Source organism: Bacillus sp. FSL K6-3459, from assembly GCF_038003305.1.
Taxonomy (GTDB): domain Bacteria; phylum Bacillota; class Bacilli; order Bacillales; family Bacillaceae; genus Bacillus; species Bacillus pumilus_O.
Genome location: NZ_JBBOOW010000001.1, coordinates 2,396,206 through 2,422,939 on the forward strand (window position 1 = coordinate 2,396,206; position 26,734 = coordinate 2,422,939).

Here is a 26,734-nt window from a genome sequence, read left to right on the forward strand (position 1 = left end):
AAGAAATGGCTTCCATGAACGAAATATGCGAATTTCTTTTCATGCTAAAAAGACTTCCATCTGGAAGCCTTTTATTCATGCATAAAATCAAATGGAGTGATTCCCTCCATACCAATATTTGCATCATGCACGCTAAACGGCAGTTCTCTTTGAAGTGCTGCAAGCTCCGCATCCATAATCTCTTCGGTTTGCACGAGCCGCATCGTTAAGGACGTTTGTCTGAGGGAATCCTCATTGTTTTTCACGCCCCACTCTAGTGCTGATTCCTCGCCGCACAGGATTAAAAACTTTTTACTTCGTGTAATGGCTGTGTACAGCAAATTTCGCCGAAGCATTCTGTAGTAACTTCTCACGACTGGTAGTACCACGATAGGGAATTCACTGCCTTGTGATTTGTGGATAGAGCAACAATAGGCGTGTGTAAATTGATGAAAATCCTTTTTAGTAAAAGTGATTTCATTCCCATCAAAGGAGATCACAGCCATATCTTCTTTTTCTGTGTTTTCTTTCGCATAAAAAATCGAGACAATTTCGCCAATATCTCCGTTAAAAATATTGTTCTCTGGCTGATTCACAAGCTGAAGCACTTTATCACCAGTCCGGTACACCACATCACCAAAAGGAATTTCTCGACCTTTTGGTTTTTTAGGATTCAAAATGTGCTGCAGCATTTTATTGAGCTCATTAATGCCTGCTTTTCCTTTATACATGGGCGCAAGCACTTGAATGTCTTTAGCTGAATAGCCTTTTTGAGCAGCATTGCTGACGACTTTCTCAATCACTTCTTTCATTTGATCAGCTGAGCATTTGATGAAAGATCGATCCTTTGAACGTGCGGTAATATCCTTTGGTAGGACACCATTTTTCATATCATGTGCAAGTTCAACAATGCTGGAGCCGTCTGCCTGCCGGTAAATATCTGTTAGGGTAACAGCTGGCACGGCTTGTGATGCAAGCAAGTCTCTTAACACCTGGCCTGGTCCGACAGACGGAAGCTGATGTTCATCCCCCACCATGATCACTTGTATATGGTCAGGAATGGCTTTAAACAAGTGATTCGCAAGCCAAATATCTAGCATACTTGATTCATCAATGATGACAAGCTTTCCTTCAATCGGCTGTTCATCATCATGAGAAAATCCCTCTGATCCGTTCCAACCAAGCAGCCGATGAATCGTCACAGCTGGAAGCCCTGTTGATTCTGTCATCCGTTTAGCTGCTCGTCCAGTTGGTGCCGCAAGCACAAATGGGAAGGATTCATCCTTTTTATAATCACTTGGGTCAAGTGATACACCATGAAGATCGCTGTAAAGCTCAACAATCCCTTTAATGACTGTTGTCTTCCCAGTCCCAGGTCCGCCTGTTAAAAGCAGCATTGGGGACATGAGTGCCTTTTGAATCGCTTCTTTTTGTGTCGGCGCATATTGGACGCCTAGCCGTTCCTCTAGTTCACCAAGGGCTAGAAGGAATTCTGATTCAGGAAATTGATCTGCATATTCCGTTTGGGAGACGATTTTTTGTATACGTTTCGCGACACTTTGCTCGGCATAAAATAAGGACGGATGATAGCAGCGCTCATCTTCAATGATCATGTCTTTCCCTTCGCCAAGTGCAATGATCTGATTGGCGACGTCCATTTCCGTCACTTTGTACTCATTTCCTGTCTGATTGAGTAGTTTTCGGGTTTCAACGATCAAATCCTTTGTTTGTATGTACGTATGACCGTCCTGAAGACTGGCTGTCTCCACTGTATAAAGCAAGGCTGCACGGATTCGCTCTGGGTCACTTCCTGAGATGCCGGTTCTAGCGCCAAGTTCATCCGCCTTAATAAATCCGATCCCTTCAACATCCTTGACGAGTTGATACGGGTTTTCTTCAATCTTCTGTAGCGTCTCACTCTCGTACACTTGATAAATCTTCATACTGAGCTGCGGACCAAAGCCGTATTGATTCAGGCTAATCATGATTTGTTCCAATCCTTGATGCTCCTGGAGCGCTGCAGCCAGCTTATCTGCCTTCTTTTTTGATAAGCGCGGAACGTCATACAAAACCGCTGGGTCACGCATAATTTTATGAAGCGTCTCACTGCCAAGCTTTCCTACAATTTCTTCCGCTGTCTTTTTGCCTATCCCCTCAAATAAATCACTTGAAAGATAATGGATTATTCCTTGCTTTGTTGTTGGTACTTCCTTTTGAAAATGAGTCGCCTGAAACTGTTCACCAAACTTCGGATGGCTTGTGACTTTGCCATAGAAGGTGTAAGTTTCTTCCTCATGAAGTGCTGGGAAGTAGCCTGTGACAGATGCTGTTTTTTCCTCTAAGTTTTCCGATGTTTCAATGACTTTCACCTTTAACACCGAGTATAAATTACTTTCATTATGGAAAATAACGGCTTGAACTGTCCCCTTTAAAAACGGTTCGTCCTCAAGCTTCATTTGATCTGGATGTTCCTGCACAGGTCTTCCCTCCTTCCGTCTATTCTGCCTCTTGAATCAGCTTTTGCGCATGTAGTGCCAGCATATGGTCAGGCTGCACATCAATGGCCTTTCCTAGCATCTCAAGCGCTTCGTCTTTTTTCTCTAAGTATGCATACGCAACCCCTAAATTATAAAAGGCATCTGCATGCTGCAGATCACGCGCAATCACCTCGGTAAAGACCTTCACCGCTTCTTCCAGCAATTGTTCATTAGCTAAGCACATGCCAAATTGAAATCTTGCTTCATTATCATCTTCATTCAGTTCAATGGCACGCTGAAGATAAGGCATCGCAAGCTTCGGCTGCTCTAATTTGATGAGCGTCTGCCCCAGCATATAAAATAAATCACTATTTTCCATGCCCGCTTTTAGTGCTTGTTCAAAATAGTCTTTTGCTTTCATAAAGTCTTCTTTTAATGTGTATACATTTCCTGCCCCGTAATAGGCTGCAGCTGCGGCGTGATCAAGTTCAATTGCTTTTTGAAAGAAATTTAACGCACGTTCAAATTCATTGATGCTTGAAAGCAAGTTCGCAAAGTTAATATATGGAACCGGGTCTTTCGGGCTTTCTTCAATGGCTTTCGTAAAAGCTTCCGCCGCTTTTTCGATGTTCCCCTGATTTAAGGCTTCTATGCCGATTTCGTTATGATTCATTCGCTCTCTCATCCTTTCATTAAAAAACCTCAACAGCGACGTTGAGGTTTTGAAAACATGTTACACGTACGACAGCTTTTGGCCGTCCTTAAAGACATCGTCAATTGTTCCGCCGCCAAGACATTCGTCGCCATCATAAAAGACAACCGCTTGTCCTGGTGTGACCGCACGAACGGGTTCATCAAAGATGACCATCGCTTCTTGCTCACCAGTCATTTTGACCTTCACATGGTGATCTTCTTGACGGTATCTGAATTTAGCTGTGCATGTTAATTCACCGTTTTCACCGACAATATGAGGACGAGTCCAGCTAATATTGACGGCTGAAATGCTTTCAGAATATAAAAGTGGGTTATGGAAACCTTGTTCGACAAACAAAATATTTTGTTCCAAGTCTTTTCCTACAACAAACCAAGGATCACCGCTGCCGCCAATGCCAAGACCTTGGCGCTGACCGATCGTGTAATACATCAGTCCATCGTGCTCCCCTTTGACTTCTCCGTCCATTGTCTGCATCACGCCAGGCTGAGCAGGCAAATATTGACTGAGGAACGTTTTAAAGTTTCTTTCCCCGATAAAGCAAATACCCGTTGAATCTTTTTTCGTTGCGGTTGCGAGCTCTGCTTCTTTTGCCAATTCACGAACCCTTTTCTTCTCTAAATCACCGATTGGGAACATGACTTTATCAAGCTGTTCCTGAGTCAGCTGATTTAAGAAATACGTTTGGTCTTTGTTCGCATCAAGACCTCTAAGCATTTTAACTTCATCGCCAGTTCTGTCGACACGCGCATAGTGACCTGTTGCTAAATAATCCGCACCGAGTGACAATGCATGCTCAAGAAACGCTTTAAACTTAATTTCTTTGTTACACATGACATCTGGGTTTGGCGTTCTGCCTGCTTTATATTCATCAAGGAAATATTGAAACACTTTGTCCCAATATTGCTTTTCAAAATTCACTGCATAATAAGGGATTCCAATTTGGTTACAGACGCGGATGACATCCTCATAATCCTCCGTTGCTGTACACACACCATTTTCATCTGTGTCATCCCAGTTTTTCATAAATATGCCGATCACATCATAGCCTTGCTCTTTTAGCATAAGAGCGGCAACTGATGAATCGACTCCTCCGGACATACCGACCACAACTCTTGTGTCTTCTGGTCTTTTTGTCATCTTCATCAACTCCATTTTCAATGAAACAGCATGTGCGTTTCGTTCTTCAGGTGCTTGGCTGTTTCATTTTTCACACACGAACAAAAGAGGAACGTTTATTTGGCTAAGCGTTTGACAACAGCTGCTATCTTACGCGCTGCCTGCTTCACATGATCCTCTTCATTCCCAAGACCGAAGCTTATTCTGACTGAGGACGTCAGCTTGTCTGCTTCTTCACCATACATGGCGCTTAACACGTGCGAAGGAAGGACGGATCCAGCCGTACATGCAGATCCACTTGAAACAGCAATTCCTTCCATATCTAAATTCACAAGTAACGATTCGATGGAAACACCCGGGAAATGAACATTTAAAATATGAGGCAATGTCTCTTTCGGATGCCCATTGATAGAGAAAGTAAGTGATTCCTCTTCAAATACTTGCAACATGATTTCTTTGAGCTTACCATAATGCATGGCTTTTTCTCTTCTATTTTGCTTCGTTAATTGAACAGCCTCTGCAAGTCCCACGATCCCTGCCACATTCTCTGTGCCAGCACGGCGTTTTCTTTCTTGTTCTCCACCGAACAATTGCGGAGAAAGTTTCACGCCTTCGTTTACATATAAAAAGCCAGTTCCCATTGGACCATTTAGCTTATGACCAGAAGCAGATAAAAGATCAATATGAAGGTCTGCTACATCGATTGGCATTGTTCCAAACGCCTGCACGGCGTCTGTATGAAAATGCGCAGTGTGATGGTGCATGAGCTCTCCAATTTCTTTGATTGGTTGAATTACACCTGTTTCATTGTTGCCGTACATGATAGTCACAAGAATCGTATCATCTCTTAGCGCCTGTTTTAGTTGTTCAAGATGAATCAATCCTGTTTCATCCACATCTAAATATGTCACATCAAATCCTAGCTTCTCTAGGCGTTCACATGTGTGCAGCACCGCATGATGCTCTGTTTTTGCTGTGATGATATGTTTTCCTTCATGCTGTCTTGCCATAGCCACACCTGTAATCGCCAGGTTGTCCGCCTCTGTTCCTCCACTTGTGAGGATGACCTCCTGTGGTTTACAGTGTAACTCTCCTGCAATCACTTCTCTTGCTTCATCAAGCCACTTTCTTGCCTCGCGCCCATATGAATGAATACTAGAAGGATTGCCAAATATCTCTGTAAAGTAAGGGATCATCTTGTCCACGATACGCTGATCCATCGGCGTTGTGGCCGCATGATCTAAATAGATTCGTTCCATTTCCGGTACACCTCTGATCTAAATATAGAACATATACGCGTCTTGATTCCCGTCATCTGTATAACTTGCCAAGTCTTCAAGAGTTGTATTGTCTAGTACATCTTTTACTGCATCACGAATTCGAATCCAAAGTTCACGCTTTGCTGGTTCTTCGTTTTCGATAACTTCGACAGGACTAATCGGTCCTTCTAATACACGAATAATATCACCGGCTGTGATCTCGTTTGGTTCATGTGCAAGAACATAGCCGCCATATGCACCGCGAATACTTTTCACAAGACGGGCATTCCGAAGTGGTGATACAAGCTGCTCTAAATAATGCTCAGACAAATTATTGTTTTGAGCGATTGATTTTAATGAAGTAGGGCCTTCGCCATGTTTTTTGGCTAATTCGATCATGATCGTTAGACCATATCTGCCTTTAGTTGAAATTTTCAAGTTAAACACCTCTGCGTTTTCTATTCTATGTCATCAATTATTTTTTCTGATTTCATATACGCTGATATATAGACCAAAAGCAATTATATCATACTTTTAGCCAACTTTCATTTGCCGGTTCTAGCCGCTATAAGAGGACGGATCCCTTTTCTATTTGAAGAAATTTCGGTACTCTATACAAACAAGACATTGCTTTAGGAGAGATAATCATGAAACCTTTAGCGTACCGGATGCGCCCAAGTCATATTGAAGACATCATTGGGCAGGAGCATCTCGTTGGAGAAGGTCAAATTATTAGACGAATGGTCGAGGCAAAACATTTATCCTCGATGATTTTATATGGACCGCCGGGCATCGGCAAAACATCAATTGCGACGGCGATCGCTGGCAGTACAAGCATTGCGTTTCGGACATTGAATGCGGTCATTCATAACAAAAAGGATATGGAAGCTGTCGCCGCTGAAGCGAAAATGAGCGGCCAGGTCATCCTCATTTTAGACGAGGTTCACAGGCTTGATAAAGGAAAGCAAGATTTTCTTCTTCCTTATTTAGAAAATGGCATGATCATTTTAATTGGTGCAACGACGGCTAACCCTTATCATGCAATTAATCCTGCCATCCGGAGCCGGACACAAATATTTGAGCTAAAACCGCTTGAAACAGAGCAAATCAAGGCTGCATTAACAAGAGCATTACAGGATGAACATCGCGGACTTGGCGGTTATGAGGTGACAGTGGACGATGAAGCGATGCATCATTTTGCCAACGGATGCGGCGGAGATGTACGCTCTGCTTTAAATGCGTTAGAGCTAGCTGTCTTATCGACAAAAGCAGATGAAGCTGGGCATATTATGATCACTCTTGCCGCAGCAGAAGAATGTTTACAAAAAAAGAGCTTCTCACATGATAAGAATGGTGATGCTCATTATGATGTCCTCTCGGCTTTTCAAAAATCCATTAGAGGATCGGACGCAGATGCGGCACTACATTACCTTGCCAGACTGATTGAAGCAGGAGACCTTGAAAGCATTTCAAGAAGGCTACTCGTGATGGCTTACGAAGATATTGGCTTAGCTAGTCCTCAAGCTGGACCTCGTGTGTTAAGCGCTGTTCAGACAGCAGAAAGAGTCGGTTTCCCAGAAGCACGAATTCCGCTGGCTAATGCAGTCATTGAACTGTGTCTTTCTCCTAAGTCCAACTCAGCATATAAGGCAATCGATGCGGCACTTGGTGACATTCGTTCAGGGAAAATAGGTGAAATCCCTGTTCATTTAAAAGATGCTCACTACAAAGGAGCTACAGCACTCGGTAGAGGTGTCGACTACTTATATCCACACGATTATGAAAACGGCTGGGTGAAGCAGCAGTACCTACCTGATCCGCTGAAAAACAAGCAATACTATGAACCGAAGCAAACAGGCAAATTTGAAGGCGCACTGAAACAAGTATATGAGAATTTAAAACGCCAAAAATAAAAAAAGCCCCCTGCCTAATTAGCAGGGGGGCTGTCAGATTGTTGACAAAGGGCTAAAATGATCTTGATTTTAGCCCTTTGTCTTCTTTTCAGCGTGATAGAAAACCTTTGCAGCCCTAGGAAGGACGAGCATCGGAGCGGAGCGAATTGAACATTCGTGAGCACCGAAGCACATATCTGACACCGAATGCGAGGGTTTGTCTACACGCTGGCCCCTGCCTAATTAGCAGGTGGCTGTTTATTTATCCTTCACACGTGTAATTGGAATATCTTTCAAAAGCTGCATAATAACATGACCACCCATGATCAGTCCTGCAACAGATGGGACGAATGCATTGGAAGATGGCGGCATTTGTGCCTTGCGAATCTTCGCTTCATCATTTCCAACTTCTTTTCTAACATCTTCACGAATGACAATCGGACTTTCGTCAGAGAAAATGACTTCAATTCCTTTACGAATCCCTTCTTTTCGTAGACGCGTTCTCACGACTTTTGCAATTGGGTCGGTATGGGTTTTTGAAATGTCATCAATTTTGAAGCGAGTCGGATCTGTTTTGTTTGCAGCTCCCATACTCGAAATGATGTTCACACCTCGTTTCAGACACTCTTTCATTAAATGAATTTTATAGTGAATCGTATCTGATGCATCGATGACATAATCAAGCGGATATTCAAAAAATTGCTCATATGTTTCCTCTGTATAAAACATCTTGAGCGCAACCACTTCACATTCTGGATTAATATCAGCGATTCTCGCCTGCATTAAGTCAACCTTTGGCTGACCAACTGTTGAAAGCAATGCTGGCAGCTGACGATTTACATTTGTAATATCAATATCATCTTTATCAACAAGAACAATACGGCCAACGCCTGAACGAGCGAGTGCCTCAACTGCAAATGAGCCAACGCCTCCCACACCAAGCACTGCAACTGTACTGTTTTTTAGTATATTTAAGCCTTCCTTGCCAATGGCAAGCTCGTTTCTTGAAAACTGATGTAACAAGTGCCTCACTCCACCTTTATTTAAAATGAATCGAAAGAATCATATCATATTCAGACTTCTCCGTCATCCTTCTGTAAACGAAAAAAACACAAAAAAGTCCCGACAACGCCGCCAGCTTTTCCTTCGTTTTGAACCCCGCACCATGCAGGTGGGTGCTTTCTTCCTGACTTTATAAGTCCTCTAAAGAGGCATTTATGCAGAAAGGAAAGGCAAGCTCCCGTATAAAAAAATGTTCGGTCAAAACTAGGTAACCACCGTACGTATCAGGACTTTATTTATTGATTGAAGAAAGCATATCATAGGCATGACGCTTTTTCAAGCGTTTACATGCCTATATATATGCGTCTATTTTACTGTTTTACTTTTGTTTTAATGGCTAAGCTTAACTCATCAAGCTGCGCCTCGCTCACATGGCCTGGAGCATCTGTTAGCACGCAGCTCGCACTTGCCGTTTTCGGGAACGCAATCGTGTCTCTTAGGTTAGAGCGGCCAGCAAGCAGCATCACTAAGCGGTCAAGACCGAGTGCGATTCCGCCGTGCGGAGGAACACCGTGCTCAAAAGCATCTAGAAGGAAGCCGAATTGTTCATAAGCCTCTTCTTTTGAAAAGCCAAGTAAGCTAAACATTTTTTCTTGAATGTCCTTTTCGAAAATACGAATCGAACCTCCGCCAAGCTCATAGCCATTTAGGACAAGATCGTAAGCCTGTGCCTTCATGTCTTCTGGGCTTGTCTCAATTAATTCAAGGTCGTCGCGTACTGGCATTGTGAAAGGATGATGGGCAGCATAGAAACGGCCTTCTTCTTCATCTTTTTCAAGCAGCGGCCAATCAACAACCCATAAGAAGTTGAATTGAGACTCATCAATGAGTTCAAGCTCTTTGCCGAGTTTTAGGCGAAGGGCGCCAAGTGCGTCATGGACAACAGACGTCTTATCTGCAACAAAAAGTAAAAGGTCGCCTTCTTCGACTTGCAGTTGCTCTTTTAATTCTACTTGCTTTGCTTCGTCAAAGAATTTAGCAATCGGTCCTTTTAATTCTGGCCCTTCTGCTTTAAGCCAAGCTAGACCTTTTGCACCGTAGTTCGCTGCAAATGCACCAAGGGCATCAATGTCTTTTCTTGAGTAGTTCGCTGCAGCTCCTTTGACATTGATGGCTTTCACAGCTCCACCATTTTTCACAGCTCCGCTAAAGACTTTGAAGTCAGAGTCTTTTACCGTGTCTGAAATGTTGACAAGCTTCATCTCAAAACGTGTATCTGGTTTATCAGAACCATAAGAATTCATCGCTTCATCATATGTCATACGTGGTAATGGCAATGTCAGATCTACGCCTTTGACATCTTTCATCACCTTTGCCATCATCTCTTCAGCAAGCGTCATAATGTCCTCTTGACTCATAAAGGACATTTCGATATCGACTTGTGTGAATTCCGGCTGACGGTCAGCACGTAAGTCTTCATCTCTAAAGCAGCGGGCAATTTGATAATAACGATCCATACCTGAGACCATTAGCAATTGTTTAAATAATTGCGGGGACTGAGGCAAGGCATAGAACTCTCCTTCATGTACACGGCTTGGAACAAGATAGTCACGTGCACCCTCTGGCGTACTTTTTGTTAAGATTGGTGTTTCAATATCTAGGAAGCCGTTATCATCTAGGAAATGGCGGAATGCCCTCGTGACTTCATGTCGCATTTTCATCGTTTCAAACATAGCAGGACGGCGAAGGTCTAAGTAACGGTATTTAAGGCGCACATCTTCTGATACCTCATCCGCTTGATCTGAAATCACAAAAGGAGGAGTCTTCGCTTCATTTAACACGCTGACCGTTTCGACTTGTATTTCAATTTTCCCTGTTTTTAGATTTGGATTGATTGTTGCTTCTTCTCTCGCCACAACCGTTCCTTTAATATCAAGGACATATTCATTACGAATCGATTCTGCTGTCTCAAGCGCCTCTTTTGAAAGGTCTGGATTGAAAACCGCTTGTACAATTCCTGTACGGTCACGAAGATCGATAAAGATTAATCCGCCAAGGTCACGTCTTTTTTGAACCCATCCTTTTAATACAACGGTTTGACCGATTTGGTCTTCTGTTACTTCTCCACAATAAAAAGTTCTACCAAACACAAACATTCCACTCCTTCTTTACGCCTTCTTGTGTGCCTTCATCATTTGAATCAGCTCATCAAGCTTCACTTCAATTTGTTCACCCGTTGTCGTATCTTTTACATTCACAATGTGCTGCGCGAGCTCATCTTCACCAAGGACAGCTATAAACTTGGCTTTCAATCGATCAGCCGCTTTAAATTGTCCTTTTAATTTCTTCCCTGTATAGTCCATTTCACTTGAAATGCCTTCTTTTCTCAGACGATTTAATAATGAAACAGCGTAATCTTTCGCATCATCACCTAGTGCAGCAATGTATAGATCAATGCCATCTTGCAGTGGAAGATCAATTCCTTCAGCATCGATTGCTGATAGGAAACGCTCAATACTCATAGCAAAACCAATTCCTGGTGATTCAGGACCGCCAATTCCTTCAACAAGTCCATCATATCGGCCACCGCCGGCTAATGTGGTAATCGCACCAAAGCCTTCAGCATTACTCATGATCTCAAATGCTGTGTGATTGTAGTAATCAAGACCACGCACCAAGTTCGGATCGACGACATATTCAACGCTTATATCTGTTAAGTATTGTTTCACCTTTTCAAAATAAGTCCGTGATTCATCATTTAAGTAATCTTGAATGGATGGAGCCGTTGCCATCAATTCGTGGTCACGATCCTTTTTACAATCAAGAATTCGCAACGGATTTTGATGTAAACGAGTTTGACAGTCATGACAGAATTCATCGATTCTTGGCTCAAAGTGCTTAACAAGTGCCTCGCGGTAGTCTGCACGGCTCTCTTTGTCACCAAGGCTGTTAATGACAAGCTTTAAGTTAGAAAGACCTGCTTTCTCATAAACACTCATCGCAAGGGAAATCACTTCTGCATCAATGGCTGGATCCTTTGAACCGATCGCTTCAATCCCAAACTGATAAAATTGACGATATCTTCCCGTTTGCGGACGTTCATAGCGGAACATTGGCCCGATGTAATACAGCTTTGTTGGCTGCGCTGGTTGTGCAAATAATTTATTTTCTACATAAGAACGTACAGTTGATGCTGTCCCCTCTGGACGAAGGGTGATGCTGCGTCCCTTTTTATCTTCAAATGTATACATCTCTTTTTGAACGATATCGGTTGATTCGCCTACTCCCCGTGCAAACAGCTCTGTATGCTCAAAAATCGGTGTGCGGATTTCTTTGTATTGAAAGGCTGCACATGTATCTCTTGCAATTTGTTCAACATACTGCCAGCGTTCTGACTCTCCAGGTAAAATATCCTGTGTGCCTCTTGGAATATTAAAACTCATTTTTCGTCCTCCTACGACCATCATTCATTTTTTATGTGGACATATAAAAAACCCCCGCCTCTACTATGTGTATAGTAGGGACGAGAGTTATACCCGTGGTGCCACCCTAGTTGGAACATGCTCTAGCCATGTTCCCGCTCAAATCCTTAACGCAGATTCACGTTCTCCGCCTATTGACTCATTTTTAGAGCGTTCAGCAGGAAACCTACAGAGTGTTCTTTCGTGATAAATGCCATGCGGATTCGCTTTCAGCCTAAGGCGATTCCTCTCTGCTCACGCAATTTACCCTACTATTCTCTATCATCAGTTCCACATTTTAAATTTTCAAGTGTGTTGATTTATATTATAATAAGGTCGGTGCTGCCACTCTGTCAACCCTTGCCGTGCCTCTTTTTCTTTTCCAGCTCTTCTTTTGACGTACATCCGTATTCAGATGCGGTTTCTTCAAGGAAGCCTGGTTGATCCATTTCATCGTGCTGCCAGCGATCGATATCACGATGTCCATTATATTGCACTCGTCCTAATTTTCTGCTTAATCTCATGTTTGTACATCCTTTTATCACGTTTTTATTTAGTATAAACAGATTGATTCATTTTTATTAGGGAAACTGCAAGGAATTCATCCATTACATAACGAATTTACATTCACCGGTTTTACAAGGGAGGGGAAAACACCGTTTTGAATCTAAAAAAACACAATCAAATCATGATGCTTCTTACCTGTTTTGTTCTCATCGCAAGTACTTTGCCGATGGCACATGCTACAGCACAAACAGATCAAGCTGTGGTCGCTACAGATGAAATCAATGTGAGAACAGGTCCTGGCTTAAGCTATGGAATCGCGGCTGTTGTGAAGCGCGGAGAAAGCTATCCCATTCTCACGAAACAAGGCGAATGGGTACAGATCGGGCTTTCGAACGGTCAAAAAGGCTGGGTCGTCTCATGGCTGATTACAACATCATCTGGCGGACAAAAGGCTGCTAAGCCAAAGACGCAAAATCAAAGCTCAGCAGGCAGCAGTTCCATTACATCGACAGCCTCTGACCTTCGCATACGGACAGGCCCTGGGACTTCCTATCAAGTCGTCGGAACTTTCCCGCAAGGCGCTTCCGGTAAAAAGCTGCAGACAAGCGGCGAATGGACAAAAATTTCGTATAAACAAGCAGTAGGCTGGGTTCACTCTGATTATGTGTCAGGCGGCCAAAAAGCTTCTCAATCAAGCTCTGGCGAGTCCTCTCGCTCTAAACAGACAGGCACAGTTGGCGTATCGAGCTTGAATGTAAGGCAATCGGCGGCACCAAATGCACAAGTCGTCGCTTCACTTGCACGCAACACACAGATTACCATTTTGCGCGAGCAGAATGGCTGGTATGAAATTGAGGCAAAAGGTGTGAAAGGCTGGGCAGCAAGCTATTACATCGTCACAAGCAATGGAGCGAGTTCGGCGGGTGAAAAGAATTCATCTTCTTCGACTTCTCAAAAGAAAGCGTACATTGTCTACGATGGCACCAACATTCGAAAAAGTGCTTCTACCTCTGCTCAGATTGCAGAAAGAGCCACAAAAGGCGCTGCGTACCAAATTGTTCGCACGCAAGGTGACTGGTACGAGGTGACGTTATCAAACGGCGGAACTGGTTATGTAGCAAGCTGGGTCGTTCAAACGAATAAAAATAGCAGCGAGGCACCAAGACCACAGCAGGATTCATCGTCTGGAACAGGTTCTTTAAAAGGAAAAACGATTGTTCTTGATCCAGGTCATGGTGGAAAAGACAGCGGCACGATTGGCGCAGATGGTGCCTTTGAGAAAAACATTACCATCAAAACCGCCAATCTACTGGCAGGCAAATTAAGGGCTTCTGGAGCAAATGTTTATTTAACTAGAAGTGAAGATACTTTTATTAGCCTTCAATCGAGGGTTGCGACATCTCATTACAGAAATGCAGATGCATTTATTAGTCTTCATTATGATAGTTTTATGGACCCAAGTGTCAGAGGAAGTACGGCGTATTATTATCAAGCAGCAAAAGACCAGCAATTAGCGACAAACGTTCATACAGAAGTTGCTAAACGCTCTCAAATCCCTGATAAGGGTGTGAAATTCGGAGATTACTTTGTGTTAAGAGAAAACAAACGGCCTTCTCTTTTATATGAACTCGGTTATTTAAGCAATCCTCAGGAGGAAGCCATCATCTATAGTGCCTCTTACCAAGAACGAGTCACAGAAGGAATGACGGAAGGATTAAAACAATATTTCCGCTAGAAAAAAGAGGCCTTCGTGCCTCTTTTTTATTTTGTCGCAAAAGAAAAAGACTCTAAACAAACTCCTGCAAGAGTTTATCTACAGTCTAAAGTGAATCTATTCTTTGCTATCCATCCAGATGGTCACGGGTCCTGAATTGGTCAATGACACATCCATCATCGCGCCAAAGCGGCCAGTTTCTACATGAATACCTTTTTCTCTAAGGGCTTTATTGAAACATTCGTAAAGGGCGTTCGCAGCATCTGGCTTGGCTGCTTTCATAAAGTTTGGCCTTCTGCCCTTTCTCGTATCACCGTAAAGGGTAAACTGAGACACAGACAGGACGCTTCCTTTTACATCCAATAACGAATGATTCATTTTCCCGTTTTCATCCTCAAAAATACGTAAATGTGCAAGCTTATCAGCTAAATAATGCACATCTTCTTCTGTATCTTCAAGTGTGACACCAACAAGTACCATATATCCTTCATTGATGGCACCTGTAATCTCTTCTTCTACCTTCACAGATGCACTTGTCACACGCTGCACTACAAGCCTCATAGACGATATACTTCCTTTCTAATTCATGAATCGGCGAACAGAGTAAATGTCTTTGATTTGTTTAATGCGTTCTACCACTTTGTGCAAATGGTTAATGTTTTGGATAAAGATCGCCATATGGATCGTCGCCACTTTGTTACGATCAGACTTACCAGAAACTGACGAGATGTTCGTTTTCGTTTCGTTGACTGCTTGAAGCACCTCGTTGAGTAAGCCGCGTCTGTCATATCCTAGTATTTCAATTTCCACATTGTATTCTTTACGGTTTCGAGCAGGCTGTTCATGCTCCCACTCTACCGGGATTAACCGTTCCTGCGCTTCTCCCGTCTTCACGTTCGGACAGTCATCACGGTGAACGGATACGCCTCGGCCTTTCGTAATAAAACCAACAATGCTATCACCAGGAACGGGATTACAGCACTTAGATAAGCGGACAAGCAGGTTATCTATCCCTTTGACTCTTACACCTGCTTCTCGTTTCTTCCCGTGATATGTCTTTGGCTCTACAGTCACTTCTTGAACCGTTTTTTCTTGTTCTTCTTGATCTCTTTGTTTTCTTTCTTTTTCAGTTAAACGATTGGCGACTTGGAGTGCAGTAATTCCGTTATAACCAACCGCTGCATACATGTCCTCTTCGTTTGAAAAATTAAATTTGTCAGCCACTTTTTGCAGGTTTTCAGCTGTCAGAATGTCTTTGACATCAAACTCAAGGTTTTTGATTTCTTTCTCCACGAGTTCTCGGCCTTTTTCGACATTTTCTTCACGGCGCTGTTTTTTGAAAAACTGTCTGATCTTGTGCTTCGCTTGGGAGGTTTGGGCAAGTTTCACCCAATCCTGACTTGGTCCATAGCTGTGCTTTGATGTCAGAATTTCAATAATGTCACCTGTTTTCAATTTATGATCGAGCGTGACCATCTTTCCGTTGACCTTCGCACCGATCGTTTTGTTCCCAATTTCCGAGTGAATCCGGTAAGAAAAGTCAATCGGAACAGAACCTGATGGCAGTTCAATGACGTCTCCTTTTGGTGTAAACACAAACACCATATCAGAGAAGAGATCGATTTTTAACGATTCCATAAATTCTTCTGCATCTGTAGATTCATTTTGGAATTCAAGGATTTCTCTAAACCAAGAAAGCTTCTTCTGGAAGACCGCTTCCTCCGTTGATTCTGCTGACTCTTTTCCTTCTTTGTATGCCCAGTGCGCCGCAATTCCGTACTCTGCAATTTCATGCATTTCCACTGTACGGATCTGAACTTCAAGCGGATCACCTTTTGGTCCAATCACTGTTGTATGGAGCGATTGGTACATATTCGGCTTTGGCATGGCAATATAATCCTTAAACCTGCCTGGCATCGGCTTCCAGCATGTATGGATAATCCCGAGCACGGCATAACAGTCTTTAATGCTGTCAACCAAAATACGAACTGCCAGTAGATCATAAATTTCATTAAACTGCTTATTTTGCAGGACCATTTTGCGATAAATACTATAAATATGCTTTGGTCTTCCGGAAAATTCAGCCTTGATATTTACCTCTGACACACGATCTTTTACTTCATTGACAACCTCGTCCAAGTATTCCTCGCGTTCCGCTCGTTTGCGCTTCATGAGATTCACGATCCGGTAATATTGCTGCGGATTTAAGTAACGGAGTGCTGTATCTTCAAGCTCCCACTTAATCTTTGAAATCCCTAACCTGTGCGCAAGCGGTGCAAAAATTTCAAGGGTTTCATTTGAAATTCTACGCTGCTTTTCCTGAGGAAGGTGTTTGAGCGTTCTCATATTGTGCAAACGATCTGCCAGTTTAATCAAGATGACGCGTATATCCTGCGCCATTGCAACAAACATTTTTCGATGGTTTTCGGCCTGCTGTTCTTCTTGTGATTTATATTTAATCTTCCCGAGCTTTGTTACACCATCAACAAGCATCGCAACTTCTTCGTTAAAATGCTCTTTTAAATCCTGTAATGTCACATCTGTATCCTCGACAACATCGTGCAGGAAACCGCCTGCAATGGTCGATGGGTCCATTTCAAGGTCAACAAGAATCCCCGCCACTTGAATTGGATGGATAATATAAGGCTCACCAGACTTCCGGTATTGCTCCTTATGTGCATTTTCAGCATATTCATATGCTCGCTCTATAAATTGAATATGTTCAGCGGACAGGTATTCTCTTGCCTTGTCAATGACCTGCTGCGCCGTTAAAACTTGTTCGTTCGCCATGGAATCACCTTTTTAAATGAAAACTGTATTGTAGTTTATTATCAAGAAAAATTCGATAGATGTAAAGAGAAGAAGTCCGCTAAAAGATTTTTGATAGGAAAAAAGCACCCTTCTTACCGAGTGCTTTTTTCGTAAAACTCCATTAGTATTGCATTAACGTCAAGATGTCGTAACCGTCAAGCTTCTTTCTGCCATCCAGATACGTCAGCTCAATCAAGAATGCAATTCCTGCCACAACGCCGCCCAATTCTTCTACAAGCTTGATGGACGCTTCAATTGTTCCACCAGTCGCAAGTAAATCATCTGTAATCAATACACGCTGACCAGGACGAATCGCATCTTTATGAATCGTTAATACATCTTTCCCATATTCTAAGCCGTATTCAACTTTAACGACTTCACGAGGAAGCTTTCCTTCTTTACGAACCGGTGCAAAACCTACACCAAGTGCGTATGCTACAGGACAGCCAATAATGAATCCACGCGCTTCAGGTCCAACAATGAGATCAATGTCTCTTTCCTTCGCGTATTCAACGATTTGATCCGTTGCATAACGGTACACTTCGCCTTTATCCATTAACGTTGTAATATCTTTAAATTGTACACCTTCCTTTGGGTAGTCAGGTACAACTGTCACATATTGTTTTAAATCCATCTTTTCCTTTTCCTCCTCGTACGTCAAAGCACAGGTGAGACTTCGCTCATCATGCTATTCAGCCATTCCTTCAGCTCTTTAGCTGAGGAATAAGTTAGTGTTTGATCGAGTTCCATCAATCGTTGTTTTGCTGTATAGGATGCTGATGCCGTTAAATCTTTTTTAGGGGCATCATGAACTATTGACAGCACACCATTCTCTATTTTAACAAAACCGAGTTCAAAAAACACCTTTGTCATAAAAATCATTGTATCTTTTGTCCAGCCTCTATGTTTCGCAAGCTCCATTCCTTGTTCCTTGAGAGGGAAACTTCCTCGTTTCAACAAGAAGCCATACAACCATTTGAATTGATCACGGCTAGGGAAAGAGGACATGAAATGATCTTCTTTTCTTTGGAAAACCGTATACACTCTCGCTGGCTTTTGATTTTCTAACAGCTGCCTTAGCAAGTGTTCATCTGCAGGTACATCTGCAAAAACGACATACTTGCCTTCTACATCGAATGTTGAAACATTTTCTGCGTGGACATGGTGAATCGGGATATTGACTTCCTGTTTTGTATCTTCATCAAAACAGACCACCACATATTTTTCTGGATCAAGCGTGAAAATGGTCTTTTCCCAATCCTTTTTGCCGCGCAAATCAAACAACTGCCATTCATCTACTCGGGCATCTTTTAGCATGAGCTGTGGTTTCTTCCGGTTATTCCATTCATTGATGGACATTTCACCAATGACGGAAATACGGCTACCTGTGACAATTTCTTCTTTTAATTGACCTTGATGAAAACCGACACAGTCAAGCAGCTTGTCTTCATCTTTCAGAGACATTTTAATGTGATTCTGATTTGCTCCAATTGTTCGGATTTCTTCAAGTCTCGCATCTTCAATCATGATGAAAGGCTTTGGGTTTTGCATGCCAAATGGTGATAGCATCCCCACTTCTTCAATCGCTTCAACCGTTAATTCGTCTACCTTACATACAGCATCGACCCGCTGAATCGGAATAAAATCTTCTTCTGTCAATGTTTCATCCGCATATTGATTTAATCTTTCCCTTAGTAAAGGAACATCATCCGCTTGAAGTGTCATGCCCGCAGCCATCGGGTGCCCACCGAAATGCGGCAGAATGTCGCGGCATTTGCTTAAATGGAAAAATAGATCGAAGCCAGGAATACTCCGCGCTGATCCTTTTGCCATTTGTGTCTCTTCATCTATTCCAAGCACAATCGCCGGACGAGAAAATGTATCCGTCAATTTAGAAGCAACAATTCCGACAACACCCGGATTCCAGCCAGCTTTCGCTACAACAATGGCAGACTGGTCATTATCTGTCTCTTCAACCATTTGAATGGCTTCTTCTGTAATCTTACTCACAATTTTTTGACGTTCTTTATTCAGTTCTTGTACAAAACGAGCGAGTTCTTCTGCTTCAGCTTTATCCTCTGTCATAAGAAGATGAACAGCTGGATCTGCCTGTTCAATTCGTCCTACAGCATTCAGCCTTGGCGCAATTTGAAAGCCGACCGTTTCCTCATTTGCTTCTTCAAGAGTAGCGCCCGCTTCTTTCAATAACGCCTTCAGCCCCGGTCTATTCGACTGTCTAAGCTGCATAAGGCCTTTTTTAGCAAGCCATCTATTCTCATCATGAAGCGGCACAAGATCCGCTATTGTCCCAATCGCCGCAAGATCTAACAGCTGAGTTGGTAGTTTCCCAAGAAGTGCATGCGCCACTTTAAACGCCACACCTACACCGGCAAGCTCTTTAAAGGGATACTCACAGCCTGGCTGCTTCGGATGGACAATCGCAAGTGCCTCAGGCAGCTCCTCACTTGGTTCATGGTGATCTGTAATAATCAGGTCTAACCCTATTTCTTTTGCAATACGTGCTTCATTAACAGCTGCAATGCCTGTATCGACCGTGATGACAAGCGATGCACCTTGCTCTTTGATATATCGAAAAGCCTGTTCATTAGGCCCGTAGCCTTCTTTAAATCGATCTGGAATATAAAAGTCTACTTTCGCAGACAACTCTTTTAATGTATGTAAAAGCACAGATGTACTTGTCACACCATCCGCATCATAGTCTCCGAAGATCACAATCGATTCCTGCTCTTCGATCGCTTTGTTGATGCGCTCTACTGCTTCTTTCATTCCTTTTAATAGAAATGGATCATAAAATTCGGCTTTTTGATCAAATAAAAAAGACCTCGCTTCTTCTACTTCTTCGAGTCCTCTTTTTACAAGAAGCGATGCAGTCAGCGCTGAAATATTCAGATTTTCAGAGAGTGATTTCACTTTTTCTTCGCTTGGATGTTCATATTCCCAGCGCATTTTGGATAATAACATAAATTCACCCCTCAACCACACTATTATACTAGAGTGGCCTGAGGGGTTTCAATTTTTATTTTATGAAATTGTGCTGGAAGATTATTTTTCCTTCCGGTCAAATGATGCTGGCTGTTCTTTTAAAGGCGTCACATTCGGTTTCTTTTGAACGTCTTTGTCGATCTTTTTATTCGAAACAGCAGGTGCAGGTGTGGCTGCACGCTCAGCTTTTAAAGCCTTTAGTTCACGTTTTAGTTTCACAATTTGGAAAATCCCTGCAAAAGCCACAATGAGTCCGCCCATAAGCACAGAACCAATAATGACAAGGATAAGCGGCCATTCAGCCGATCCAAATAAGTAGTCAACTTGCACTGGCCGCACATTGATCACGGCAAATACTGAGACAATTAATACGAAAATAAATGCGAGTATGATGGTCCATTGTTGTTTATTCATCTACATATCCCCCAAGCTTTTTCTTTTATTCTTCCCTTTTCATTGTCCTTTTTAAACACAGAAAGAAAAATAGGAAGAAAATCTATCAGCATGGGCATGAATTAGCTGCTGAGTTTTTCTTTTAATGAGGTTCTTTATTTCTTGTCTTTCTCCAGAAATAACAAGGGTATCCCCTTCTTCAATGACCGTTTCAGGTCCTGGATTTAACATTTTCTCATATGATTTTCTCACGATAGCGATGACTGTTACTTGATAGTTTTGGCGGATATTGAGGTTTCCGATTGTTTGCTGAATAGCTGGTGCATTCTTTTCAATCTTAAACCATTCAATCATCAGTTCATCAATGTCTACTTCTACAGTTTCAAGCGCTTTCGGCTTATATACCATGCCGCCTAAGATCGTTGCAATTTGTCTCTTCTTCATCGTTAAGCAAGATACCAGAAAATGCCTAAACCGGACACTTGCTTTCTATACTGGTCTAAACGTATGTCATTATAGCAAAAGACCATTTCGAGATCAATGATACCCGAAATATTTTTTCGAATCGCCTTATTTCCGGAAAAACGACAGAAAAAAGACTGCCGCTTTGGCAGTCTCTCTCAATTAAATATCTTGCTCAGTATCAATTTTCGCCGGTTTTTTCATTTCACGGCCTTTCCACATGAGCCAAATTTGCGCTGCGATATAGAGAGATGAGTACACCCCTGTTAACAGACCAACAAGTAAGGCAATGGAGAAGTTTGTAATTGACGCTGATCCAAAGATAAGGAGTGCGATTACAACGACAAGTACGGTTAATACCGTGTTGACAGATCGCGTAAAGGTTTGCTGTAAACTTAAGTTCACAATGTACGATAGATCTTCAATGGTTTTTGGTTTTCGTTTCTTCATTTGTTCACGAACCCTGTCAAAGGTGACGATCGTGTCGTTGATCGAATATCCGATGACTGTGAGGATCGCCGCAATGAAGGTGACATCTACCTCTAAACGCGTAATACTAAAGAAGGCGACGATAAAGAACGCGTCATACAACAGTGAAATAATCGCTGCAATGGCCATTTTATATTCAAAACGAACGGAGACATATAAAATGATCCCGATTGAAGCAATGATGACAGCATATAATGCATTTCGGGCAAGCTCTTTTCCAACAGTCGGAGACACTGTACTTACGTTCGGCTCCGTCCCGTATTTATCTTTGAAGTAATCTTTCACTTCAGCAATCTTTTCTTTATTCGGCACACCGACAAATCTCGCTGCTGCCTGATTTTCTTTTTGACCCGATAACACGACACTGTCTGTCTCAAGGTCCAGCTTTTTAAAGTCTTGCTCAACTTGTTCAGTTGACAGCTTGTGATCACTTTGGATATCAATTCTAGTTCCACTTGTAAAGTCAATTCCCGCATTCAGCTTGAAGATGGAAAGAACGATGATTCCCGCAATCGTGATAGTAGCTGAGAAAATCATAAATCCTTTACGTTTGCTGACGAAATCCCACTTATCAAATGGTGTTTTTGGTTCTGTGGTTTCTGTTGTTTCATGAATGTTCATAATGTCTTTTTGACGAACACCAAACCAGCCTTTTCTTCGGTCAAGATAGCGGCTTTCAACAAGTAGCCCGAGAAGGAATCTTGATAGGAAGACAGCTGTGATAAAGCTAGTTAAAATCGACAGGATGAGCATCGTTGCAAATCCTTTTACCGAGCTTGTCCCGAAGAAGAACAGCACGCCACCGGCAATAATACTTGTTAAGTTTGCGTCAAAGATGGTCGCAAAGGATCGGCGGTTCCCTGATCTGAAAGCAGAACGAACTGATTTGCCGAGCTTGAGCTCTTCTTTGATCCGCTCATAGGTAATAATGTTGGCATCAACAGCCATCCCTACCCCTAGAATCAATGCCGCAATTCCAGGCAGCGTCATGACTGCACCCATCCAGTCAAACACTTGAAGCGTAATGTAAATATAAGCTGAAAGTGTAATGACAGCGACAAGACCAGGTAATCGGTAATAAAGCAGCATGAATAAGAAAATAAATGCGATTCCTACAATTCCTGCGAACACCGTTTCGTTCAGTGCTTGTTCACCAAACTGTGCACTCACAGATGTTGAATATTTTTCTGTCAATTTCACTGGCAGTGCCCCAGCATTTAAAATACTTGCAAGGTCTTTTGCCTCTTGGACAGTAAATTTCCCTTCAATTTGCACGTCACTGCTGTTAATTTCTTGATTCACATTCGGCGCAGAGACATACTTGTGGTCTGATTTTGAGACTTCTTTTTTGAAGGAATCTCCTTTGTGGTAATCAAGCCAAATGACAAGCTGGTTATTCGGCGCCATCGCCGCTACTTTTCTTGTGACGTCACCAAATTTTTTCGCATCCTTTAGTTTAACCGTCACAATTGGCTCATTCGTTTGACTGAATGTTTGTTTTGCACTGTTTTCGACTAGGTCAGCCCCGTTTAGGAGTTCTTTATCATTCGTATCTCTGAAGGATAGCTGTGCTTCAGTGGAAAGAATCTCCCTAGCTCTGTTTTGATCTTTTACCCCTGCAAGCTGCACGCGGATACGATTGTTGCCTTCAATCGAGATGTTCGGCTCACTTACACCTAGCACATTGGCTCTTCGGTTTAAAGCCTCCACTGTACTGACGAGGACACTATTTGTAATCTTGTCCTCTTTTTTCACTGGATGTACATCATACAGGACTTCAAATCCACCCTGTAAATCCAGTCCTAGCGTCATATCTTTCGCAACAGGCTTTGTTAGTAAGCCTACGCCAGTTCCGATTAACAGAACCACTAAGAAAAACGCAAGAATGCGCCCTTTTTTCATTATGTATTTCCTCCTTAAACACCTGAATCCATTAAGATGGCTTATTTCAACAGTTCATCTAGCATATTCTTGCCATCTTCACTGTCCAAAAAAGCAGACGTTTTAAACGACTGAACGGTTGCATAGTTCATAAATTCGCCAATTTTCACAGATAAAATATCTGCAACCATTTCATGAATCGGATACTCTTGTTTTTTCTTCCATTTCTTATTCTCTAAGTATGACCATAATTCCTCTAAATCTACATCTTTATAGCCCAAAACGATGAATTCTTCAAGCTTACTGAACAGAAAAGGCTTTAAATGGTCTTTGTAAATTGCAGCCGGATGTTGTGTCAATGGGATGCTCCCCCTTTTCAGTTTTTATCGAGAGACTTGTCATGCTTGGACGATATACACGCATATCTTATTGTATATGATTCTATGTCGTTTGAGAAGGCAGGTGATCTTTGATTTGACGAAGCAAACGTTTTTAAAGGGCACGATTATTTTAATTTTAGCAGGTTTTATCACGAGAATATTGGGTTTTGTCAACCGAATTGTCATTGCAAGATTCATTGGCGAAGAAGGAGTCGGGCTTTATATGATGGCTGCTCCTACCTTTTTTCTCGCTGTGACGCTGACACAATTCGGACTGCCTGTCGCTATAAGTAAGCTTGTCGCAGAAGCAGAAGCCCGCGGAGACAAACAGAAAACAAAACGAATTCTGGTCATGTCTCTTGCGGTAACAGGGACACTCAGCCTGATATTCACGCCTCTCTTTTTATGGTTTGCACCCATCATGGCAGAAAATATGCTGACAGATCCTAGAACAGTCTATCCACTGCTTGCCATCACGCCCGTTGTCCCAGTCATCGCCATTTCCAGTGTGCTAAGAGGATATTTTCAAGGCAGACAGCAAATGAGCCCGCTTGCCATATCTCAAGTGCTGGAACAAGTTGCAAGAATTTCTCTAGTGGCCGTATGTACAACAGCTTTTCTTCCTTATGGGATTGAATACGCGGCAGCAGGTGCGATGATTTCATCTGTCATTGGAGAGATGATTTCACTTGCTTATTTACTGATTGCCTTTCGTTATAAAAAGACCATTCGCATGCGAAAACGATTTTTCAAGGCAATTCATGACGGTAAGGACACATTTAAGCAGCTGATGAGTATTGCCCTGCCAACAACAGGCAGCCGTTTTATCGGGAATATTTCTTGGTTTTTAGAACCGATAGTCGTTGCGCAAAGTCTTGCCATTGCTGGGTATGCGGCTGTTGAGGCGACAAGACAATACGGGGAGTTGACTGGGCTTGCGCTGACTCTTTTGACACTGCCTAGCTTTATTACGTATTCTCTCTCCACTGCACTGGTCCCGGCGATCAGTGAAGGAATGGAGCAAAACAAACGCAAAACGGTCGAATACCGGCTGAAGCAGGCGATGCGTCTTTGTCTACTCAGTGGAGGTATTTCCTGTATTATTCTTTTTGTTTACGCAGAAGATTTAACACTCTTTATGTATGGTTCATCGCATGCGGCGATTTATGTGAAATTCATGGCTCCATTTTTTCTATTGTATTATTTTCAAGGGCCCCTTCAAGCCGTTTTGCAAGCACTCAATTTAGCTGGTGCGGCGATGACGAATAGTCTGATAGGTGCTGTTGTGAAGACAGGAATGATCTTTGTGCTTGCCTCACAGCCAGGCTTTGGTATTATGGGGGCAGCACTTGCCATATTAATCGGCATCGTCCTTGTCACGCTGCTTCATGCGGCTACTGTCGGTAAAGTACTGCCTATTCATTTACCAATGAAGGAATATGGGATATGCGTTCTTGTGATTATCGGTACTGGGGCTGTAAGCCTTTGGCTGAAATCTCAAGTGAACGGGCTCTTTTCTGCCCCAATTGAGCTTGTGATGCTGATCTTTGTTACATGCGCACTGTATGTCATTCTATTAATCTGTCTAGGGCTAGTGAAGCGAGAAGAGCTTCGCCGCATCCCGTTCATAGGGAAACTGCTTTAGCTCATTTCTTCTTGATCACTTCATCTTTCAAATCAATATAAAATGTCTTTTGATTAAAACTGCAATAGGAAATCTGGTCAATTTCATGATAGCCCCTTTTGGCAAGCTCGTCTTTCAGCCACTGTTCATTTTGATTAATTTGCTTCAAATGATCGTGTTGTACAACGCCATCAGCAATAAGTGGCAGCTCCAGCGCTCCGTGTGTGTGCTTGTTCTCTTTTTCAACGACCGCGAGCTTTCCGGATGGCTCTAAAATGGCATAAGACACATCCTGAATGCTATCGATGTTGTTTTCTCTTAATTGAATGAGCAAGTCATCAAAGTTGTATCGCTGTTTTCTCATCGCACCTTCGTCGATTTTCCCATTGATGATGAGCAGGACCGGTTTGCCGTCAAGAAAGCGCCGGACACCTTGGAATTTCAATGAGAGGTAGGCAAGTGTAATCTGAATGAAGGTTAACAGCAGGATCGGCCATACCGTATGTAACATGTGATCCTCGACTTCTTCTATAGCGAGAACTGCAATTTCTGCAATCATCATAAAAATGACAAGATCTAAAATGCTTAATTCTCCAATCTCTCTTTTGCCCATTAACCGAAAAATAAACCAAATGAGAAAATATAAAATGATTGTTCTCATGGAGATAATCAAGATGTCCTGCATATGATGTAAACCCTCCTTCTCTCATATAGGTTGTGTCAAAACCCTTTATTTATGTAGAAAAGAAAGCCTCTGTTTTTATCGTGAGAAACATGTCTATTTTTTCTTCTATGTGAATACATTTTAGTAAAAGACAAGCTTCGGTCAATTGGAGAGGAGACGAATCACATGCAGGAAACGAAACAAATCGGAAAAGGGATTTTATCCGGCTTAATGGCGATTTTTATCGTCATGATTGTCACAAGCTTACTTGTATCGCTTATGCTTACCTTTACAAGTATGCAGGAAGCATCGTTTAAATGGATGATTATGATTTTGTCCTTTGTGGCACTTTTATTAGGGGGGATCATTTCTGGAGGAAAAGCAAAGGAGCGCGGCTGGCTCATTGGTGCGATCACTTCGCTGACCTTTTCTCTCACTGTATTTTTGTTTCAATATTTAGGGTTTGGAGAAACTTTTTCACCAGAGCAGTTCATCTATCATGGGGCATTTTTAGGCATTTGTATGTTCGGCGGAATGATTGGCGTCAATCTTCGAGGCAAATAAAAAAAGAGCGGATCTATATCGCTCTTTTTTTTATGGCTATGTATTGGAGGATTAGCCTTTGTCAGCTAATTCTCTAATAGCACGACGATCGAAAGTTAAACGGTTGTTTTCGCTTGTTTTGATGACCACTTTTGATTCATCAATGTAGTCGATTTCACCGTGTAAACCACCGATTGTGACGATTTTATCGCCTTTTGATAAAGATTGCTGCATCTGACGCACAGCTTTTTGTTGCTTTTGCTGTGGACGGATTAATAAGAAGTAAAGCACAGCAAACATGACAACAATCATAATGATTGAACCCATACCACCATCCATTCTATTTCACCCCTTTCTAATGC

Annotated in this window: 22 protein-coding genes, 1 other RNA gene, 1 pseudogene and 1 other annotated feature; of the genes and pseudogenes, 4 read left to right on the forward strand and 20 right to left on the reverse strand. The window is 42.4% G+C overall.

Features of this window, described 5'->3' with window-relative positions; genetic code table 11:
* Positions 1-71: 71 nt before the first annotated feature.
* The 5 genes from recD2 to cymR form a co-directional block, all read right to left on the reverse strand.
* Positions 72-2,456, reverse strand: coding sequence for an SF1B family DNA helicase RecD2 (gene recD2, locus MHI35_RS12195; RefSeq protein ID WP_211062957.1), 2,385 nt, complete (start codon positions 2,454-2,456; stop codon positions 72-74).
* Between the two features lie 19 nt (positions 2,457-2,475).
* Positions 2,476-3,129: a tetratricopeptide repeat protein gene (locus MHI35_RS12200; protein ID WP_211062956.1), complete on the reverse strand. Its 654-nt coding sequence runs from the start codon at positions 3,127-3,129 to the stop codon at positions 2,476-2,478.
* Positions 3,130-3,189: 60 nt separating this feature from the next.
* Positions 3,190-4,308 (reverse strand): tRNA 2-thiouridine(34) synthase MnmA, encoded by a 1,119-nt coding sequence (gene mnmA, locus MHI35_RS12205; protein ID WP_003216305.1) that lies wholly within the window; start codon positions 4,306-4,308, stop codon positions 3,190-3,192.
* A gap of 95 nt (positions 4,309-4,403) precedes the next feature.
* Positions 4,404-5,546, reverse strand: coding sequence for a cysteine desulfurase family protein (locus tag MHI35_RS12210; RefSeq protein ID WP_211062955.1), 1,143 nt, complete (start codon positions 5,544-5,546; stop codon positions 4,404-4,406).
* Between the two features lie 18 nt (positions 5,547-5,564).
* Positions 5,565-5,984, reverse strand: a complete 420-nt coding sequence (cymR, locus tag MHI35_RS12215) for a cysteine metabolism transcriptional regulator CymR (RefSeq protein ID WP_012010726.1) — start codon at positions 5,982-5,984, stop codon at positions 5,565-5,567.
* Between the two features lie 209 nt (positions 5,985-6,193).
* On the opposite strand from cymR, the gene MHI35_RS12220 reads away from it, so the two are divergent.
* Positions 6,194-7,459, forward strand: coding sequence for a replication-associated recombination protein A (locus MHI35_RS12220; protein WP_211062954.1), 1,266 nt, complete (start codon positions 6,194-6,196; stop codon positions 7,457-7,459).
* Between the two features lie 237 nt (positions 7,460-7,696).
* On the opposite strand, the gene MHI35_RS12225 is transcribed toward MHI35_RS12220, so the two are convergent.
* From MHI35_RS12225 to MHI35_RS12245, 5 genes are all read right to left on the reverse strand, one after another.
* Positions 7,697-8,461 (reverse strand): tRNA threonylcarbamoyladenosine dehydratase, encoded by a 765-nt coding sequence (locus MHI35_RS12225; protein WP_012010728.1) that lies wholly within the window; start codon positions 8,459-8,461, stop codon positions 7,697-7,699.
* 92 nt (positions 8,462-8,553) lie between these two features.
* A non-coding RNA gene (gene ssrS / locus MHI35_RS12230) (6S RNA) lies at positions 8,554-8,734 on the reverse strand.
* Positions 8,735-8,811: 77 nt separating this feature from the next.
* Positions 8,812-10,590 carry an aspartate--tRNA ligase gene (gene aspS, locus MHI35_RS12235; protein WP_211062953.1) on the reverse strand — a complete coding sequence of 593 codons (1,779 nt, stop codon included), beginning with the start codon at positions 10,588-10,590 and terminating at the stop codon, positions 8,812-8,814.
* Positions 10,591-10,608: 18 nt separating this feature from the next.
* Positions 10,609-11,883 carry a histidine--tRNA ligase gene (gene hisS, locus MHI35_RS12240; protein WP_211062952.1) on the reverse strand — a complete coding sequence of 425 codons (1,275 nt, stop codon included), beginning with the start codon at positions 11,881-11,883 and terminating at the stop codon, positions 10,609-10,611.
* Positions 11,884-11,956: 73 nt separating this feature from the next.
* Positions 11,957-12,196 (reverse strand) — a binding site (T-box leader).
* A gap of 58 nt (positions 12,197-12,254) precedes the next feature.
* Positions 12,255-12,425, reverse strand: a complete 171-nt coding sequence (locus MHI35_RS12245) for a YrzK family protein (RefSeq protein ID WP_003216250.1) — start codon at positions 12,423-12,425, stop codon at positions 12,255-12,257.
* 164 nt (positions 12,426-12,589) lie between these two features.
* Between MHI35_RS12245 and MHI35_RS12250 the strand changes: the two genes are divergently transcribed.
* Positions 12,590-14,143 carry an N-acetylmuramoyl-L-alanine amidase gene (locus MHI35_RS12250; protein WP_417892405.1) on the forward strand — a complete coding sequence of 518 codons (1,554 nt, stop codon included), beginning with the start codon at positions 12,590-12,592 and terminating at the stop codon, positions 14,141-14,143.
* A 96-nt stretch (positions 14,144-14,239) separates the two neighbouring features.
* On the opposite strand, the gene dtd is transcribed toward MHI35_RS12250, so the two are convergent.
* The 8 genes and pseudogenes from dtd to MHI35_RS12290 all read right to left on the reverse strand — a co-directional run bounded on the left by dtd (position 14,240) and on the right by MHI35_RS12290 (position 23,520).
* Complete coding sequence (gene dtd / locus MHI35_RS12255; RefSeq protein WP_144520760.1) at positions 14,240-14,683, reverse strand: D-aminoacyl-tRNA deacylase; 444 nt, start codon at positions 14,681-14,683, stop codon at positions 14,240-14,242.
* Positions 14,684-14,701: 18 nt separating this feature from the next.
* Positions 14,702-16,912 carry a RelA/SpoT family protein gene (locus MHI35_RS12260; RefSeq protein WP_012010732.1) on the reverse strand — a complete coding sequence of 737 codons (2,211 nt, stop codon included), beginning with the start codon at positions 16,910-16,912 and terminating at the stop codon, positions 14,702-14,704.
* 142 nt (positions 16,913-17,054) lie between these two features.
* Positions 17,055-17,567, reverse strand: coding sequence for an adenine phosphoribosyltransferase (locus MHI35_RS12265; protein ID WP_003216770.1), 513 nt, complete (start codon positions 17,565-17,567; stop codon positions 17,055-17,057).
* 23 nt (positions 17,568-17,590) lie between these two features.
* The gene (gene recJ, locus MHI35_RS12270; protein WP_211062950.1) at positions 17,591-19,915 is read right to left on the reverse strand and encodes a single-stranded-DNA-specific exonuclease RecJ; all 2,325 of its coding nucleotides are present in this window, start codon (positions 19,913-19,915) and stop codon (positions 17,591-17,593) included.
* Positions 19,916-19,996: 81 nt separating this feature from the next.
* On the reverse strand, positions 19,997-20,350 hold the full coding sequence (locus MHI35_RS12275; protein ID WP_144520766.1) for a LapA family protein: 354 nt from the start codon (positions 20,348-20,350) through the stop codon (positions 19,997-19,999).
* A gap of 51 nt (positions 20,351-20,401) precedes the next feature.
* Positions 20,402-20,767: pseudogene (locus tag MHI35_RS12280) on the reverse strand (cation:proton antiporter regulatory subunit); the annotation flags it as partial.
* 186 nt (positions 20,768-20,953) lie between these two features.
* On the reverse strand, positions 20,954-23,182 hold the full coding sequence (gene secDF / locus MHI35_RS12285; protein WP_144520770.1) for a protein translocase subunit SecDF: 2,229 nt from the start codon (positions 23,180-23,182) through the stop codon (positions 20,954-20,956).
* Between the two features lie 41 nt (positions 23,183-23,223).
* The gene (locus MHI35_RS12290; RefSeq protein ID WP_003216788.1) at positions 23,224-23,520 is read right to left on the reverse strand and encodes a post-transcriptional regulator; all 297 of its coding nucleotides are present in this window, start codon (positions 23,518-23,520) and stop codon (positions 23,224-23,226) included.
* A gap of 115 nt (positions 23,521-23,635) precedes the next feature.
* On the opposite strand from MHI35_RS12290, the gene spoVB reads away from it, so the two are divergent.
* Positions 23,636-25,186: a stage V sporulation protein B gene (gene spoVB / locus MHI35_RS12295; RefSeq protein ID WP_211062948.1), complete on the forward strand. Its 1,551-nt coding sequence runs from the start codon at positions 23,636-23,638 to the stop codon at positions 25,184-25,186.
* Position 25,187: 1 nt separating this feature from the next.
* Here the strand turns inward: spoVB and MHI35_RS12300 are convergent, their stop codons facing one another.
* A complete protein-coding gene (locus MHI35_RS12300) occupies positions 25,188-25,850 on the reverse strand; it encodes a DUF421 domain-containing protein (RefSeq protein ID WP_003216185.1) in 663 nt (220 codons plus the stop codon).
* 165 nt (positions 25,851-26,015) lie between these two features.
* On the opposite strand from MHI35_RS12300, the gene MHI35_RS12305 reads away from it, so the two are divergent.
* On the forward strand, positions 26,016-26,393 hold the full coding sequence (locus tag MHI35_RS12305; protein WP_144455757.1) for a TIGR04086 family membrane protein: 378 nt from the start codon (positions 26,016-26,018) through the stop codon (positions 26,391-26,393).
* A gap of 51 nt (positions 26,394-26,444) precedes the next feature.
* Here MHI35_RS12305 and yajC read toward each other — a convergent pair whose 3' ends face one another.
* Complete coding sequence (gene yajC / locus MHI35_RS12310) at positions 26,445-26,711, reverse strand: preprotein translocase subunit YajC (RefSeq protein WP_003216659.1); 267 nt, start codon at positions 26,709-26,711, stop codon at positions 26,445-26,447.
* Positions 26,712-26,734 lie beyond the last annotated feature (23 nt).